14 protein-coding genes are annotated in these 16,523 nt (G+C 49.9%); 11 read left to right on the plus strand and 3 right to left on the minus strand.

The features are described 5' to 3' along the window. Positions 1-216, minus strand: a 216-nt coding sequence (locus ACTQ34_RS03210) for a transposase (protein ID WP_441362475.1), incomplete at its 3' end; no start/stop codon positions are given. A gap of 329 nt (positions 217-545) precedes the next feature. On the opposite strand from ACTQ34_RS03210, the gene ACTQ34_RS03215 reads away from it, so the two are divergent. From ACTQ34_RS03215 to ACTQ34_RS03245, 7 genes are all read left to right on the plus strand, one after another. Further along, positions 546-959, plus strand: a complete 414-nt coding sequence (locus ACTQ34_RS03215) for an immunity 70 family protein (protein ID WP_441362476.1) — start codon at positions 546-548, stop codon at positions 957-959. A gap of 779 nt (positions 960-1,738) precedes the next feature. Beyond that, a complete protein-coding gene (locus ACTQ34_RS03220) occupies positions 1,739-3,232 on the plus strand; it encodes a sugar ABC transporter ATP-binding protein (RefSeq protein ID WP_373166486.1) in 1,494 nt (497 codons plus the stop codon). Between the two features lie 14 nt (positions 3,233-3,246). Further along, on the plus strand, positions 3,247-4,194 hold the full coding sequence (locus ACTQ34_RS03225; protein WP_373166487.1) for an ABC transporter permease: 948 nt from the start codon (positions 3,247-3,249) through the stop codon (positions 4,192-4,194). 68 nt (positions 4,195-4,262) lie between these two features. Beyond that, the gene (locus tag ACTQ34_RS03230) at positions 4,263-5,234 is read left to right on the plus strand and encodes a sugar ABC transporter substrate-binding protein (RefSeq protein ID WP_441362477.1); all 972 of its coding nucleotides are present in this window, start codon (positions 4,263-4,265) and stop codon (positions 5,232-5,234) included. A 130-nt stretch (positions 5,235-5,364) separates the two neighbouring features. Beyond that, on the plus strand, positions 5,365-6,948 hold the full coding sequence (locus tag ACTQ34_RS03235) for a response regulator transcription factor (protein ID WP_441362478.1): 1,584 nt from the start codon (positions 5,365-5,367) through the stop codon (positions 6,946-6,948). 9 nt (positions 6,949-6,957) lie between these two features. Then, on the plus strand, positions 6,958-7,779 hold the full coding sequence (locus ACTQ34_RS03240; RefSeq protein WP_441362479.1) for a sensor histidine kinase: 822 nt from the start codon (positions 6,958-6,960) through the stop codon (positions 7,777-7,779). Between the two features lie 603 nt (positions 7,780-8,382). Beyond that, positions 8,383-9,210, plus strand: a complete 828-nt coding sequence (locus ACTQ34_RS03245; protein ID WP_441362480.1) for a hypothetical protein — start codon at positions 8,383-8,385, stop codon at positions 9,208-9,210. Positions 9,211-9,606: 396 nt separating this feature from the next. Here the strand turns inward: ACTQ34_RS03245 and ACTQ34_RS03250 are convergent, their stop codons facing one another. Further along, entirely contained in the window at positions 9,607-10,983 is a 1,377-nt protein-coding gene (locus ACTQ34_RS03250; RefSeq protein WP_441362481.1) for an MATE family efflux transporter, read from the minus strand. Positions 10,984-11,281: 298 nt separating this feature from the next. Between ACTQ34_RS03250 and ACTQ34_RS03255 the strand changes: the two genes are divergently transcribed. Together ACTQ34_RS03255 and ACTQ34_RS03260 are read left to right on the plus strand one after the other, a co-directional pair. Beyond that, a complete protein-coding gene (locus ACTQ34_RS03255; RefSeq protein WP_441362482.1) occupies positions 11,282-12,475 on the plus strand; it encodes an aminotransferase-like domain-containing protein in 1,194 nt (397 codons plus the stop codon). Positions 12,476-12,480: 5 nt separating this feature from the next. After that, the gene (locus tag ACTQ34_RS03260) at positions 12,481-13,482 is read left to right on the plus strand and encodes a D-isomer specific 2-hydroxyacid dehydrogenase family protein (RefSeq protein ID WP_441362483.1); all 1,002 of its coding nucleotides are present in this window, start codon (positions 12,481-12,483) and stop codon (positions 13,480-13,482) included. Here the strand turns inward: ACTQ34_RS03260 and ACTQ34_RS03265 are convergent. After that, on the minus strand, positions 13,479-14,336 hold the full coding sequence (locus ACTQ34_RS03265) for a LysR family transcriptional regulator (protein WP_441362484.1): 858 nt from the start codon (positions 14,334-14,336) through the stop codon (positions 13,479-13,481). The two genes, ACTQ34_RS03260 and ACTQ34_RS03265, sit on opposite strands and share 4 nt — an antisense overlap. 45 nt (positions 14,337-14,381) lie before the next feature. Between ACTQ34_RS03265 and ACTQ34_RS03270 the strand changes: the two genes are divergently transcribed. Next, entirely contained in the window at positions 14,382-15,296 is a 915-nt protein-coding gene (locus ACTQ34_RS03270; RefSeq protein ID WP_441362485.1) for an AEC family transporter, read from the plus strand. 169 nt (positions 15,297-15,465) lie between these two features. Further along, on the plus strand, positions 15,466-16,308 hold the full coding sequence (locus ACTQ34_RS03275) for a bacteriohemerythrin (protein WP_441362486.1): 843 nt from the start codon (positions 15,466-15,468) through the stop codon (positions 16,306-16,308). Positions 16,309-16,523: the final 215 nt, after the last annotated feature.

The raw sequence follows: 16,523 nt of genomic DNA on the forward strand, positions 1-16,523 counted from the left end.
TTCACGGATCTCGCGGGTCAAACGCTCTACAGCCTGCCCCGGCGTTTCGCCCGGCTTTACGCCACAGACTTCACCTTTGTCCAGCCGCGCTGCTCTCCGCCAGTTGTATACGGTCTTCGTGGAGATGCCCAACTGCCGACACGCTGCGCTCACTCCGATTTCGTCAGCTAATTTCAGCACGTCTGCCTTGTATTCTGCACTGTATTTCTGTCCCATCTTCAACACCCTTTCTGTTCTTCATTATACCACCTTGGGTGTGCGGTTTTATTGTATCACTCCATACCTTGCAGGCAATGGGAAAGGGACCTCAGTCTCTGCTGCTGTCATCCTGTCGTCAGGGAATCATTTATATTCCCTTAATGTTTCTTATGAATGTGCTGTTTCAGTTATACGGTGTGGTTTGGGCGCAGTTTATTGCCGATGGATTGACACTGGTGATCTCATTTATTGTATACCGTCAGATTTGCCGTCAGTTTTCTGAATAGAGAGCGGCGTGGCAAACATCACAAGAATTAAACTTATTTTAAATGCAATAGAGGTGCGATATGGCAGTAGGATTTACGGTAAAACGGTATTTGTACACGATTGGCGGCGATTTCCTGCACGCTTTCTTCTCGACCGTGTGTAGACGGCTGGAGAACGAGCAGTGGGGCAGCAAATATCCCCATATCATGCGGGAGTTATATCAAGGCGAATTGCCTGTAGAGCACTTGCAGCAGGCGGAAAAAGAGCTGGCGCAGATCAAGCGGGGGCTTGCTCAGCTTGCACCCGATCAAGTGATTTGGGATATCGAGGATCGTTCGCTGACACCGCCATGGGGCGATCGGATCAGCAACTCGATCACAGACCTTGGCAATTACTTTGTGACCAGTAGCGGCGAGGATTTTCTCGAAGTGTTTCATAATGCGCTGACTAAGGCGCAACAGCTTCAAGTCCCGCTGCGCATTCAGGCGTTATAGGGCTAACCTGTTCTGCTGTGTGATGACTTGGCATCCGCAACCTGTTTTTGACGGTGTTTATCCATGGAATAACAGACGATTATATGAAGAAAAGAAAAAATGCATTTTTGAAGCAGCAATCATTGGGAAACGGTCGGGACGAATCGCTTTGGCTCTGAAGGCTGTGCGTTTGGAGTGCATCGGGCGTACCAAGAAAGCCGCTTGTTCGTAAGAACAGGCGGCTTTTTTAACTGTTTGCACAGATTAAGAAAAGACGTCAGATTCGGAGTTCATCCTGTTGGTCAAAGTCCGCAGAAACAGTAAACAGACAGCCGGCATTTCGGCTGTTCTTTGCAGAAAAGAGATTGCTGTATGGATTGTCCGTCTTGTATAAATAAGTGGGCAGATTACTTGAAAATGGACAGATAGTTGTAAAAGGAGAAGGTTTTCCATTCTTTGGCCGTGTCTGCGCACAATCAGTGTGTGCTTTATGCATGAAGTGGAATTTGGGGCGGGCTGAGGATAGCAGTACAATTTATGCGCATTTGTTTTAAAATTAACCTCAGGTTGAATATTGGATAATATGCAATAACAGTAAGTTTCTTTTATGTATAAAATGTTTTAAATGTGCAAATTTTAATGTATAAAATATACAAAATTGAATCGGTGATTTGTTCTATATTCACTATTTTACAAAATATCCAAAAATCCTCCCCCCTCATGTGAAAAATGAAAGTTTGAGAATATGAAATACTTTGATAAAATTATCACAAGGAAATGAAAAGCGGGGAGGGAAAAGCATGGAGTATATTCTGGAAATGAAGGATATCAGCAAAACATTTCCCGGCGTCAAAGCGCTGAACCATGTACAGCTTCAGATAAAACCCGGAGAAGTGCATGCGCTTATGGGAGAAAACGGTGCGGGAAAATCCACACTGATGAAAATCTTGATGGGCATTTACACCAAGGATGAAGGCGGGGAAATCCTCTTTAATGGGCAGCCATATAAGGTTTCTAATCCCAAAGAGGCCATGGATCATGGTGTTGCAATGATTCATCAGGAATTGAATCCGATTCTGGATATGACCGTGTATGAAAACATTTTTGTAGGCCGGGAGCTGCGTAAGCACGGTTTGGTAGATAACAAAGCAGAAATAGAAGAGGCGCAAAAGCTGATTGAAGAATGCGGACTGCACGTATCTCCTAAGGAAAAGCTTCGCAATCTGACCGTTGCACAGTGTCAGTTGATCGAAATCATCAAGGCGATCTCTATCAAGGCAAAAGTTATTATAATGGATGAGCCAACGGCCGCCATCACGGAACGCGAAGTGGAGCTGTTGTTTGGCCATATTCGCAGGCTGAAAGAAAAAGGCGTTGCCATCATTTACATATCGCATCGTATGGATGAAATCTTCACCATTTGTGATCGTGTCAGCGTATATCGTGATGGTCAGTACATTGGTTCGGGTGACACAAAAGACCTAAACGAAGCGCAGCTGATTAAAATGATGGTCGGTCGTGAGATTACGGATGTATTCCCGAAATTGGATGCACAAATCGGCGATGTCGTTTTTGAAGCCAAAGATATTGTCCGTGCGGATAACAAGGTGAAAGGTGTCAGTTTTTCTGTCCGTAAGGGAGAAATCCTTGGAATCGGCGGCCTGGTCGGCGCAGGACGCAGCGAATTGGTGGAAGGCATTTTCGGTATGCATGAGCTTTCCGGCGGAGAAATTTTTGTTAAGGGCAAAAAAGTCAATGTGCACTCGCCACACGATATCATCAAGGAAGGCGTCGCCTTAATCACAGAAGACCGTAAGGTAACCGGCCTGAACCTAAGCGGTTCGGTCAACGATAACATTGCGATGGTTGCCATTCAAAAACTGGTCACCAATGGTTTGTATAACAAAAATAAAGCACGCAGTGCCTCAATGGAGTATATCAAAAAACTGAATATCAAAACTCCTTCCGGCGATCAGATTGTTGGTAATTTGTCCGGCGGCAATCAGCAGAAAGTGGTTATTGCAAAGTGGCTGCTGAACGATCCGGATATTATTATTTTGGATGAGCCCACCCGAGGTATCGATGTCGGTGCAAAGCGCGACATTTATCTGCTGCTGGGCAGTTTGGTGCAGCAAGGTAAAGCGGTTATCATGATTTCTTCGGAAATTCCAGAGCTGATGGGTGTTTGCGATCGGATTATGGTAATGTGCGAAGGCAAGCTTTCGGGCGAGGTTACACGGGATGAGTTCTCGCAGGAACGGATTATGACGCTCGCCTCAGCCATTGAGGTATAAAGGAAGGGGAAACTATGAAAAAGACGAAAAGTGCAAAAGCACTGGTCAGTGAATATTTTATTTTCGTGATCTTTATTGCGTTGGTAATTGTGTTGACTTGCTTGAAGCCCAGCTTCATTCAGCCAAGCAATTTGGTCAATATCTTAAAGCAGGCATCGATCAATGGCATTCTGGCATTTGGCATGATGTTTGTCATCATTGCCGGTGGTTTTGATATGTCGGTCGGCTCCACGGTTGCATTTGCAGGCATTTTAGCTGCAATGCTGGGGCAGGGACAGTATCCGCTGATCGTACCGCTCGTTATCGCCATGCTGGCAGGACTTGCCGTCGGCGTTGTCAACGGCGTTGGCGTCGCAGTGGGCGATTTGCCGCCGTTCATTATGACGCTTGGCACCATGACCGCGGTCCGTGGCTTGGCACTTTTGACTTCCAACGGTAAGCCGATTACCGGTATCAGCCAGGAATATAGGGCGGTTGCCGCAAACTCGATTGCTGGTATCCCGATGCTGGCGATTTTCTTAGTGATTGTTATTCTGATTTGTTCTTTCGTGTTATCTAAAACGGTTTATGGTCGTCGCGTTTATGCCTGCGGAGGCAACTTACAGGCAGCTCGCGTTTCTGGTATCAATACGACGATGATCCGCATTTCCACCTTTGCGATTGCCGGCTTGCTGGCAGGCTTGAGCGGCTTCTTGATGACCTCTCGTGTTACGATTGGACAACCGACTGCAGCAGAAAGCTATGAAATGGACGCGATTACCGCATGCGTTGTCGGCGGCGTATCCATGTCGGGCGGCGTTGGCAAGTCGTGGGGGGTTGTTGTCGGCTGCTTGCTGATCACGGTAATTGCAAATGGTCTGGATATCATGGGTGTTTCGTCGCACTGGCAGAAGATCGTAAAGGGTGCCATTATTGTTCTGGCGGTTCTGATTGATGTCAAGGGTAAGAGTAAGAAAGACTGACGGATGTTAGGAACAAGGGCAAAATCCTGTCCTGTTCTTATCATAAATGCATTTGAGGAGGAAGTAAAATGAGTAAAAAGAGACTTATTGCCATGCTGATGGCTGGCGCAATGACGCTGGGCGTGGCAACCGGCTGCGGCAACACCGCAACCAATGATTCGCAGAATTCTGATGCAGGCACAGATTCAACCGACGGTGCTTATAAGATTGCGCTGATTCAGCAGCATCAGACCAATGCATTCCAGATTGCAGTATCCGAAGCAGCCGAGGCAAAGGCCGAGGAGATGGGCGTTGACCTGACGATCCTGAGCGCGGATCAGGATGCTGCCACGCAGATCAGCCAGATTGAGCAGTGTGTCTCCGAAGGCTATAATGCGATTCTGTTTGAGCCTGTTGATCCAGACGGTCTGTGCGATGCGGCCAAGAGCGCAGCGGATGCGGGTGTGGTTGTAATCAACATCATTTCGGCTTGCACCGATTGGGAAAATTACGGCATTTCGGCGGTTTCCTATGGCGATAATGTCAAGGCTGGCGAGACCGAAATGCAGCATGTTGCGGATCTGCTGAATGGCAAAGGCAACATCGCGATCCTGACCGGCCCCTCCGGTGACTCGGGTGGATTGCAGCGCATGGAAGGCTATGAGAATGTTTTGAAGAATTATCCGGACATGGTTCAAGTCGTTGCACCGGCAGACTGCCAGTGGGATACTGCCAGCGCGCAGGCAACGGTGGAGAGCTGGCTGTCCGCATATGATCTGGATGCGATCATCTGCGAGAATGACGGCATGGCAGTTGGCGCCGGCAATGCAGCTGGTGCGAACAGCGGTATTGTTATTGCGGGTGTCGATGGTACGCCGGACGGCTTTGAAGCCATCAATGATGGCCGCATCACCGGCACGGTTTCCCAGAACGGCGGCGCAATGGCTGCCAACGCTATCGAAGCCGCTGTTACGCTGCTCGACGGCGGTACGCTGGATGAGAACGTGATCATCACTGACAACACCTGGATCGACGCATCCAATGTTGCGGATTACGAATAAGAGCCCTTATTCGTATATGCATGATTTTCATTTGGCAAACGTCAGCTAAAGTGTTATGATGAATATGGAAAAGGGAAAACGAATTCGTTTTCCCTTTTCTTATAGCATCCGTATTTACCGGGGGTGGATTATGTTAAGGGTAGTTCTTGCAGACGATGAAATCAAAGTGATTTTGCTGATGCAGAAGCTAATTGATTGGCAATCGCTTGGTTATGAAGTCGTCGGAATTGCCAATGACGGCTTTCGTGCTCTGGAGCTGGTAAAAGAAAAGCAGCCTCACCTGCTTATAACCGATATACGCATGCCCGGTTGTGACGGAATTGATTTAATCCGTCGTGCCAAGGAGCTGCAGCCCAAATTGCATTCAATTGTAATCAGTGGGTATCGCCAATTTGAATATGCACAGAATGCCCTGAAATATGGTGTTGAGGATTATCTTCTCAAACCGCTCAAGCAGGAAGAACTGTGCGGGATTCTGCTTCGCTTAAAGGATAAACTGGGAGAGGAAGCGGAACTGGAATTTCAGTTGAAAAAGAGCGGGGAGCGGTGTCAGGAACAGCTGATGGCTGCGCTTGAAAATGCTGTTGCCCGACATGAGTCCTTTCTAAACGCGGAACAAGCAGCGTCAGAATATGGCTTTCACTTTGCAGCGGGCAGTTATTTCGCTGTTCTAGTTAAACCGGATATCTCCAATGCAGAACAGTATCGAGATGGATACCAGATGATCATGCATCATGCTTTGGAGATTGTGCGACGTGAGGTTCATCAACTGGCCGATGAATATGCAGTTTCTGTCCAAAAGGAAGGCGTAGCAGCCATATTATTCCTGCGGAATTATCAGGCGGTCGAAGTTAAACAGGCGTTCACGAAGATTCGTAAGGAGATCGAAAAACAGCGCGATTTGTTTTGGGATATCCGAAGCACAATCTGCTTGGGCAGTCGAAAAAACTGTCTGGAACAAATGGATATTTCCATGCGTGAAGCGATGTGGCTTTGTCTGGATCGACTTTGCCGGGTGCAGCCATGGCGGGATGCGGAGGCCGAATCGCCTGCATTGGGCGAACGATATCAAATGGACCCTGCGCAGAAAAAGCGATTCCAGGAAGCGGCGGAATGCCTGGACGAAGAGCGGTTTCAACAGGAATTGGATGATAGTTATCGCTGTATCTTGCCAAGAAAACCGCTGAATGGACAAATGCTGGAAGACTGGTTTGAACAGATTGTGGATGCCGCCAATTACGGTATGAAGCAAAGCGGAAACGTAGAAGATCTGTTTTCAGAAACCATGCGGGAAAAATTCTGGCGATGCACCAACGCACAAGATATTTTCCGATTGCTGCGAGAAGGCATCCGGCAGCAGATCCAGTCGCTTAAGGAAGAAAAATCTCGAAAAGAAACGCGTCCGATCACCGAAGCCAAGCGCTATATCCAGCAGCATTATCAAGAAGCATTGCGTCTGGAGGATGTCAGCAGTGCGGTTGGATTCAATGCAACCTATTTTTCTGCCCTATTTAAAAAGGAGACCGGTCAGAATTTTATGGATTATTTGACCGAACTGCGGATCAATAAATCCAAAGAGCTGCTTTGTGCGGATGGCTTGTCCATTCAGGATGTTGCAGAAATGGTAGGCTACCGGGATCTGAAGTATTTTTCCCGCCTGTTCAAAAAAAGGACAGGCGTAAGTCCATCGGATTATAAAAAGCTGTACAAGTAAGGTGATCCTATGTCGTTGAGAGGTGGATTGCAATTCTGGCGCGCACTTCGACGTTATAAAAATGATAAAAATCTGGAAGCTGTGCTGCGTTTGGACTGGAGCAGAAGTCCGAATTTGAGTGCATTTCTGGGTGCTATTGAGGACCGGCTGCATGGTGAAGAAATCACGAAGTTACGGCAGAAACAGGCGGAATATCTCGCGCTGCAAAATCAGATCAATCCGCATTTTCTTTATAATGCGTTGGAAGCAATCCGTGCCGATGCGCTGCTGGCGGATTGCGAAGAAATCGCTGAAACTACCGAGGCTTTAGCCACTTTCTTTCGTTATACCATTTCCAATGTGCAGGAATACGTCACCTTTTCCGATGAACTGGACAATGCTGAAAATTATTTTACCATTCAGCGCTGCCGTTTTGGTGACAAACTCTCTCTGGAGTTGGAAATGGAAAATGAAAATCTGTTGGAGGCACGCATGCCCAAGCTTATTTTGCAGCCTCTTGTTGAGAACGCGGTTTCACATGGGCTGGAAGGTAAGATTGAGCATGGTACGGTTCGGATCATTGTGGAAAACAGCGAACAGACTCTGTTTTTGCGTGTGCGCGACGATGGTATCGGCATGCCGGAAGAACAGGTCGAAAGATTAAATGCACAGTTTGCAGGGGACAGCACAGCTGTCAGCGGTCAGCAGCGAGGCGGCATTGCGCTGCGGAATGTCAACAGTCGAATCCGACTGATGTTTGGAGAAGATTACGGCCTTCGGATTTACAGTGCAGCTGGTATTGGTACGGAGTGCTGCATCACGCTTCCTCTGCTATCGCAGGAGGATGGATAATCGATGAAAGAAGAACTAATCCGTATTGAAAATGGCCATTTTCAGCGAGAAGGAAACGATTATCAATTTGATATTGCGATTTCCCGTGGAGAGTGCATCGGAATCTACGTGGATGAGCACTTAACATCCGGTACTGCTTTCTTGGATATTTTCAAGGGTTACTCGCATATGAAAAGCGGAAAAGTCTTTTTATATGGACGCCGTATGGGTTCTATCGATTTAGAGCATTGGGTCATGCAGCACAGTATCATAGCCGATAAATTTCGGTTTGATTCCAAAGAATTGACGGTCTGGGATTTTATGATGGCTCTGAGTAAACCGATGCGGTGGCGAAAGAATAAGGAAGCAGAAGCTGCGCTGCACACGTCGGAAACAGCGGAAATGCTGCAGCAGATGGGGCTGCTTTTTTCATGGACGCAAAAGCTTTGCTCACTTTCCTTGCTGGATTACTATCGGCTTTCTGTGTTCCGTGTTTGGTTTTGGAAAAGCGAGTTACTCATTTTGGATCGATTGACGGAGATTCTGCGGTGGAAGGATTTGGAGCAGCTCATGCAGTGCATCCAGATTTTGCTCAAGCAGGGGACCTCCGTGATGCTCTGTGATATGGATGAAGAATTTCTGTATCAATATACCAGCCGGGTTGAAATTATCAAAAATCGAAAATCATTTTATCGATTATATCCGGAAGAATATGACGATCGACTGTATGAAATTCTAGGGTGGAAACGTCGGAGTAGCACAGTCCGTTCGGAGCCGCATCATGATGAAAAAATCATTCTGTCGATTGAGAATCTGACATTTCCCAAGCTGAAACCATTGAATTTTCAGATTCGCAGCGGTGAAATTGCTTTTCTGAGGGATGAAAACTATAATACGGTATCACAAATCCGGGATTGCTTTTTACGGGAACAAAGCTGGTTGAGCGGAGAATTTCGTCTGAATGGCAAAAAATATGAGCATAGCGAATTATCCCGCATTATTGGTACGGAAATCGGAATCCAAATTGAACGTCCGGACCGTCCAAGCGGCGTATTGTTTGATAAATTGACCGCGCTGGACAATCTGAGCATCTGCTTGCTTCCAAAAGCCGAGAGGCACATTATCCGCAAAAAAATTATGGGAAATATTCAGCAGGAAGCATCGAGATGGTTTAATGGGGATGCTCTGCTGCGTCCGCTGTGTGAATGGACCCTGCCGGAACGGCTTCGGTTTTCCTACTATAAATGGTATTTGCTCAATCCACGGCTGCTGATCTGTTTTTTTCCGTTTGCGGGGCAGGAATCGGCACATCACGAAATGATTATTGATATGCTTGTGACCTGTGCCAGAAGGGGGATGGCAATCTGGGTCATATCATCTGGTATTGATGCAATTTGCGAAAAAACACAAAACAAAGAATTTCTGCAAAGGTTGCACTATATTAACGAATAAATTCTCCGTTTTACTCTCATGTCATACTGTGGTTAAAGGTATCTGAATATGCATGCTTTGCCGTATGATGGCTTGGCGTCCGCGGCTTGTTTTCGGTGAAGTACATGCGTTGCAAAACAGGCGGTCATGCGCAAAAAACGAGAGAAAACCGCACTTTCCAAGCTGCAACCAATGAAAACAGCCGGAGTCAACTGCTCCGACGCCAAAGACCATGTGCTTAAATCGCATCAGGCATACCAAGAAAGCCGCTTGTTCGAAAGAACAGGCGGCTTTTTTGTGATTTCTTCGCAGTTTTTGATTTTGAGATAAATAACTTTGGTGTTTTCATGTCCGTTTTCTGCTGAGATTAGGTGTTCGGGCGTATAGCTTACAGATGCAAGCAAGAGGATGCTCATATTAGGATACGTGGTTGTCCGAACACTGCAGCCGCGGCAAAATATAGAAGAAAAACAACAGCAGGCTAAACGACGCACCAATCGCGTCTGAAATGGTGCCTGCCAGAAAGATGTATTGAATATCCAGCCAGTGCGGCAGCGCGAAAATGCATACCAAATAGACCAGCTTGCGGAACACGGAAAGCGGTAGTGCATAGCGGATGAGGCCCATTGCGGTCAGGCCGTCGACTAGTGCATACTGCACGGCCACGCCGATCAGAGCGAACGTGTAAAGCCGTAGTGCGCTTGCGGCGAGCGCGTGCAAGCTGCTGTCCTGCAAAAAAAGTCCGGCGAACACCTGTGGATATAACTGCACGCTTAACTGCATCAGGCCGATATATAGTGCGCAAAGTGCGAACATGTACGCGAATGCCTGCCGGATTTTGGGGAAGTTTTGTGCGCCGTAATGGTAACTGAAGATTGTGCCACAGCCTGTAGTAATGCCTTGCGCGGGGCAGAACACAATAGTCAGAAAGCTCTGTACAACGGTTGCACAGGTGATCAGGCGGTCGCCTTGTACCGCACCGCCGTATTTTCGCAATACGATATTCAGGAGGATGATGATCAGGTTATCCAGAATCGTAATCAAAAAGGACATTGAGCCAATGGTCACGATACGGCGGCACAGCGCGCTTTGCCATGGATGCAGACCAAGCCGAACCGGCATGTCAGGGCGGCGCAGTTGAAAAATCACATAGAGCGCCATGCAGGTTTGCGCAGTCACGGTTGCGACCGCAGCGCCTGCTACACCCATGTTCAGCCCAAAGATGAGCAGCGGGTCAAGGAGCAGATTGGCGCCCGCGCCGATTACCACCGAGACCATGCCCTGCCGGGCATATCCTTGCGCGAGCAGGAACTGATTTAGGCCTATGCTGCACAGCGAAGCGACTGTACCACACAGATAGATGGTAAAATAGCTTTGTGCATAGGGGAACATTGCATCACTGCATCCAAGCAGATAGAGCACCGGCTGCCGAAATAGCAATAGCAACACGGTTATAGCTGCCGAGATACCGAGCAAAAGCAGCAGTGCATTGCCAAGAAACGCACGGGCGCGTTCCGGCTCTTTCTGTCCAAGGCTGATGCTCATGGCAGACGCGCCGCCGATGCCAACCATATAAGCAAAGGCGGTGATAGCAGTCAGCGCCGGGGCACATATGCCGATCGCTGCTAACGCGATTCCGCCGGTTTCCGGGATTTGTCCGACAAAAATACGGTCGACAATGCTGTACAGAATGTTAAAAAACTGGCCAAACATCGCTGGGATACCCAGACGCAGCACTAGATGGCGCACCGTATGCTGCTCAAGTAGACGGGTGGTTGAGAGGGATTGTTCCATGGTGGTTATTCAATGTGTGCGCGGGGTAAAGCATGCGCGCCGTCCTTTCTGAAAAGTGAGGGCCGCAGCCGCTGAAGCGGCGCAAACCTACTCTATCTTAGCACAACTGCATGCCGCTGTATAGCAGAAAAAGCGCAGAAATTATCCGATGACATTCCTAATGGTTATATCATTATAGCTGTTATCTATTGGACAAATTGCATGCACGCTGGTATACTGATATCATCAGCAAAGGCGCTGAAACCTGTTTTAGGGTTTCAGCGCCCTTTTTTATTTTCAAATCAGGGAGCGTATTGATATGCAATTTCAGATTTCCAACCGGTTGTCCGGCGTGCATGGCTCGGCGATCCGTGAGTTGTTCAAGCTTGGCGCTGATCCGAATATGATTTCGTTTGGCGGTGGCAATCCGTCCGCAGAGACATTTCCCTGCGCGGAAATTGAGCAGATCGTGACGGAAGTGCTGCAAAAAGCACCGGTCTCCATGCTGCAATATGGATTGTCCGAAGGGTATATGCCGTTGCGGGAGACGATGAAGCGTTATCTTGCCGCGCAGGAGGGCTTTGATTTTGAGAAAAACGAATTGTTCATTGTCTCGGGCGGACAGCAGTGCGCCGATCTGACCACCAAGGCACTGGTCAACGAAGGCGACATTGTCCTGACCGAGGAGCCGGCGTTCGTCGGCTGTTTGAACACCTTCCGCTCGTATGGCGCGAAACTGGTAGGTATTCCTATGCAGAAAGACGGCATGGATGTGGATGCGCTGGAGGCTGCGCTCAAGGCACATCCCGAGGCCAAGCTGCTGTATACGATTCCGTCCTTCCAGAACCCGACCGGTATTACTACCACGCAGGAAAAACGCAAAAAGGTGTACGAACTGGCTTGCCGATATGACATTGTAATTCTCGAGGACAACCCATACGGTGAACTGCGCTTCGCGGGTGAAAACGTGCCTACCATCAAGTCGATGGATACCGAAGGACGCGTTATCTACGCGGGCAGCTTTTCCAAGGTCATGGCACCGGCGTTCCGTTTGGGCTTTCTGGTGTTCGACAAGGCGCTGACCATGCCGCTGACGGTTGCCAAGCAGACGACAGATGTGCATTCCAACGTACTATTCCAGTATGTCTGCGACACCTATATGAACCAATACGATTTTGCTGCGCATCTGGAACAGTCGCGCAAGATCTACCGCGCCAAGTGTCAGCTCATGCTGGATACCATGCGGCGCACCTTCCATCCGGCTGTGCAGTTCGGCCAGCCTGAGGGCGGTCTGTTTGTCATGGCGTTCCTGCCGGACGGAATGGATGCGCAGCCCTTTGTGCGCGAGGCGATTAAGCGCGGTGTGCTGTGCGTACCCGGATCGGCATTCCTCGCGGATGAAAGCAAGGTTTCGAACGGTTTCCGTCTGAATTATTCCACCCCCACGGACGAGCAGATCGTTCGCGGCATTGAAATTCTCGGTAAACTGACCCACGAATGGATCAAGGAGTGAAAAAGATGCAAATGAAGGTAATGGCGTTCAGCGCCCGCCCGGACGAACGCGCCTTTTTTGAGCACTGGTCGCAGACGCTGGATATTGCGCTGACCTATCAGCCAGATGGCTTAAGCATGAAGAATGTCAACTTGACGAAAGGTTTTGACGGCGTGTCCTGTGTGGGCACCTGCAATCTGTCCGCACCGGTACTCGAGGCGCTGGCGGAGAACGGCGTTCACTATGTGGCGCTGCGCACGATCGGTTTTGATAACGTCGATCTGCAAGCTGCCGCCCGTTTGGGGATTCGTGTGTCGCACGCGGGGTACTCGCCATATTCGGTAGCAAACTACACGGTCATGCTCATGCTCATGTGCATCCGCAAGATCGGATATATCATGTTCCGCTCTCACACCGCAGACTATTCGCTGGGTGCTGCGGGTGCCGCGCGCGGCATGGAAATGCAGAATCTGACGGTCGGCGTGATTGGCACCGGGCGGATCGGCAAGGCTGTAATCGAAAACCTGTCCGGCTTCGGCTGTCGCATCATCGCGTACGACCCCTATCCGTCGACCAATTTGACGAATGTGGAGTATGTTTCGCTCGACCAGTTGTACGCACAAGCAGACGTCATTACGCTGCATACTTTCCTGGATGACAGCACGCATCATATGATCAATGCGCAAGCAATCGATAAGATGAAGGCAGGCGTGGTGATCATTAATTGCGCGCGCGGCGCGCTGATCGACACCGGTGCGCTGATCGACGGCATTGAATCTGGCCGGATCGGCGCGGTGGGCGTGGACTGCTTTGAGGGGGAGGATGACGTCATCCGTGTCGACCACAGCTATAACAGCCGCGTTACCAACCACGACTATATCATTCTTAAATCCTTCCAGAATACCATCGTTACCCCGCACATGGCATTCTTTACTGATCAGGCAGTATTTGATATGGTGCAGTGCTCGCTCGAAAGCCTGCGGCAATTTTACGACGGCGAAACCGTACCGCTGGAAGTCGGCACCTAAACCTGAAAATTGGTAAAAAAACGGCGAAGATAGGCTTTGAAGTCCCGCATTCCGCGCGTTTGATACCGGCTGAGTGTTCGTATATAGAGATAACGGCGGCAGTCGGCATCCCGGATGTGCAGCAGGCGGATGTCACTGCTCTGCTGCGCATGCTGCCATGCATTGGATGCAACTAATGCGACGCCCATGCCAAGCGAAATCAGCCGGTTTTGCAGGGCTGCACTGTCACATTCAATGGCGATGCGAGGGTTCAAACCGGTAGCGTGGAAGATGTGCTCGGACACCTGTCGGAACGAGTGCGAGTTGCGCAGTACGATGAAGGAGTCTTCCGTCAGTTCGGATAGTGCGACCGATCCCTGTTCTGCCAGTCGGTGCGAGGATGGCACCGCCAGACAGATCTCCTCACTACCGAGCAGTTCCGCATCCGCGGGGATCTCTTCACGTGAGACAGCGGAATCCAGCAGCAGATCGCTTTGCTCGGGCGTAGTGGTCACACGGAAACGAATGTCTCCGCAGACGCGTGTGAAACCGGATAAAATCTCACCAATCTGTTCGCTTAAGGACAGCGCGCAAATGCATAAGCTGCCGGCCTGCTGCGCACTTTCCGCGATTTCGCGGCGCGCATCCTCCTCAGCCTGTAAGATCTGCTGGGCATAGCGCAGCAGAATATCGCCCGCCTCTGTACGGCGCAGTCCCTTGCCGGTGCGCTCGAACAGCTCGACACCCAGGTCATTCTCCAGATGACGGATCGTCTTGGATATTGCGGGCTGCGCCACATTGAGTTCGTGCGCGGCGCGTGTCATGTTTTCCAGCCGTGCCGCTGCTGTAAATTGTCTGAGCTGGTACAGTTCCAACCCACAACCTCCTTTTCAATTCAAACTGACAGGAAAGAACATTTTATGATCACACAGGTCCTCATTCAACAAACGCTCATCATGTTCCTGCTGATGCTGCTTGGTCTGCTGCTGTCCCGTCTGGGCATGCTGACCGAGCAAGGCAGCCGGGATCTGTCCAATATTCTGCTGTACGCTGTGATCCCGTGCGTCATCGTGCGCAGCTATATCACGGAATACAGCACGCAGAAGCTGTATGCGCTCGGCATTTCCGCGGTGCTGGCCGTCGTCGCCTTTGTGGTGACGATTGCGGTTTCGTGGATTGCGTTCGGCATGCGGCACCGCATCGAAAACTTCAGCGCTGCATTCGGCAACGCGGGCTTTATCGGCATTCCGCTGGTCACCTCGGTGTTCGGCGCAGAGGCGGCGTTTTATGTCGTTGCGTTTTCCTCCATGCTCAATCTACTGCAATGGACCTATGGTATTGTCATTATATCAGGCAACCCCAAGACAATCAACGTGAAAAAGGTGTTCATCAACCCGGTGTTTATCTCGATGATGGTCGGTTTGGGCCTATTTTTATCCGGCCTGACGCTGCCGACCATCGTGGGCGGCACAATCGAGCTGATCGCGGACGCCAACACGCCGCTGGCAATGCTGGTGCTCGGCTTTTATCTGTCGCAGATCAAGCCGCGCGATCTGGTCTGTGGCGCCCGGCTGTACGTCGTAGCAGCACTGCGCCTGTTTGCCATTCCGCTGCTGACCGCACTGGCGTTCCTGCCAATGCCCTTTGCACGCGGCGATGTGGCACTCATCACGCTAGTGGCGGCGGCCACGCCGGTGGCGACCAGCACGGGCATCTTTGCCCAGAAGTTCGGACAGGATTACCGCCGCGCAGTTGCCTATGTCTGTGCGTCTACGGTGCTGTCGATCCTGACGATCCCGCTGGTGATTTTGATAGCAGAGCATTTTCTGACCTAAAAGGTATGCTGTCTGAACGAAAGAGAAGATTGTCTGTAAGGTAAGAAGCCGCAGGTTTGTTAAATCGGTGTATATTTGTATGCCGCGGTCAGGTGAGGAACGCTTGCCTTTCCGTGCGAAGCATGATACAATAATACAAGATTTTGTTATAAAGAGGGTTTGACAACACATGATGTGGAAAGACAGCTACCGCCTCGGCGTAGACCGGATCGATGAACAACATATCGAGTTGTTCCGGATGACGGAGGAACTGGTCACTGCGGTAAAGAACGGAGCCACGGTAGAAACCTACCGGAAGGTTTTGGAGTTTCTGAAGGATTATGTTATCTATCACTTTCGGGATGAAGAAGCGTATCAAGCGTCCATTGGGTACAGCGGTCTCGAAGCGCACCGCGAGGAGCACCGTCAGTTTACCCAGACCGTGCTCAATTACGAGAAGCGTCTGACGGAAAACGGGTTTGACGTAAAAACCATGAAAGATCTGGCAGGTACGGTAACGGCATGGCTCATCTACCATGTGGTTGATACGGATCAGAAAATCGTGTCCGGCGGCAAAGACGCAGATGAGCAGACGGAGTTTGATAAATTTGTCGACCTGTTCTCTCACAGCGCACTGGATGTGATGGAAACCATGGCGGGACTGCATCAGGATGGTGCACAGATGCAGGTGGCCGACCGGAATCAGCCGGAAGGAGACATTTTTGTCACGATCGAGCTGGTCGGGGATGTGAAAGGGCGGGCCGTCTTTGGGTATTCCAAAGAGCTTGCGCTCAATTTACTGCAATCCATGACCGGTATGGAGTTGACTGAGATGGATGAACTGGTGCAGTCTGCGCTCTGTGAGCTGACTAACATCACCTGCGGCAATGCAGCTTCCGCGTTGGTCAAGCGTGGTTTGGCGTGTGATATCAAGCCGCCGGTGGTCTCGCAGGATGTACCAAAAGATGTGCATGGAAACGCAGTCCATATTGATACGGATGCGGGTTGGCTGGGTGTCGACGTATTGATGTAACCGAGTGCACTCCTGTAATCCGGAATGTACGGCAAATGTAAAACGCCGTGCGGAGAGAAAAAGCCTGTGCGATCGTTATGATCGTGCAGGCTTTTGTTTGTGGTAAAACCGGGGATTTGGCACGGCAGTAAGCCATCAGAACGATGCTATCAGCTAGTGTCGTGTAGGGGTCAGCGTAATCGAACCAGTAGAAGAATACGCGTACGCCGGACAAG

The organism is Agathobaculum sp. LCP25S3_E8 (genome assembly GCF_052117165.1).
Taxonomy (GTDB): Bacteria; Bacillota; Clostridia; order Oscillospirales; family Butyricicoccaceae; genus Agathobaculum.

Bases quoted from the DNA above. Each gene is read 5' to 3' on its own strand.
- ACTQ34_RS03250 (WP_441362481.1), bottom strand. From the start codon at position 10,983: ATGGAACAATCCCTCTCAACCACCCGTCTACTTGAGCAGCATACGGTG.
- ACTQ34_RS03275 (WP_441362486.1), top strand. From the start codon at position 15,466: ATGATGTGGAAAGACAGCTACCGCCTCGGCGTAGACCGGATCGATGAA.
- ACTQ34_RS03235 (WP_441362478.1), top strand. From the start codon at position 5,365: ATGTTAAGGGTAGTTCTTGCAGACGATGAAATCAAAGTGATTTTGCTG.
- ACTQ34_RS03225 (WP_373166487.1), top strand. From the start codon at position 3,247: ATGAAAAAGACGAAAAGTGCAAAAGCACTGGTCAGTGAATATTTTATT.
- ACTQ34_RS03245 (WP_441362480.1), top strand. From the start codon at position 8,383: ATGGATGAAGAATTTCTGTATCAATATACCAGCCGGGTTGAAATTATC.
- ACTQ34_RS03230 (WP_441362477.1), top strand. From the start codon at position 4,263: ATGAGTAAAAAGAGACTTATTGCCATGCTGATGGCTGGCGCAATGACG.
- ACTQ34_RS03270 (WP_441362485.1), top strand. From the start codon at position 14,382: ATGATCACACAGGTCCTCATTCAACAAACGCTCATCATGTTCCTGCTG.
- ACTQ34_RS03260 (WP_441362483.1), top strand. From the start codon at position 12,481: ATGCAAATGAAGGTAATGGCGTTCAGCGCCCGCCCGGACGAACGCGCC.
- ACTQ34_RS03240 (WP_441362479.1), top strand. From the start codon at position 6,958: ATGTCGTTGAGAGGTGGATTGCAATTCTGGCGCGCACTTCGACGTTAT.
- ACTQ34_RS03215 (WP_441362476.1), top strand. From the start codon at position 546: ATGGCAGTAGGATTTACGGTAAAACGGTATTTGTACACGATTGGCGGC.
- ACTQ34_RS03220 (WP_373166486.1), top strand. From the start codon at position 1,739: ATGGAGTATATTCTGGAAATGAAGGATATCAGCAAAACATTTCCCGGC.
- ACTQ34_RS03255 (WP_441362482.1), top strand. From the start codon at position 11,282: ATGCAATTTCAGATTTCCAACCGGTTGTCCGGCGTGCATGGCTCGGCG.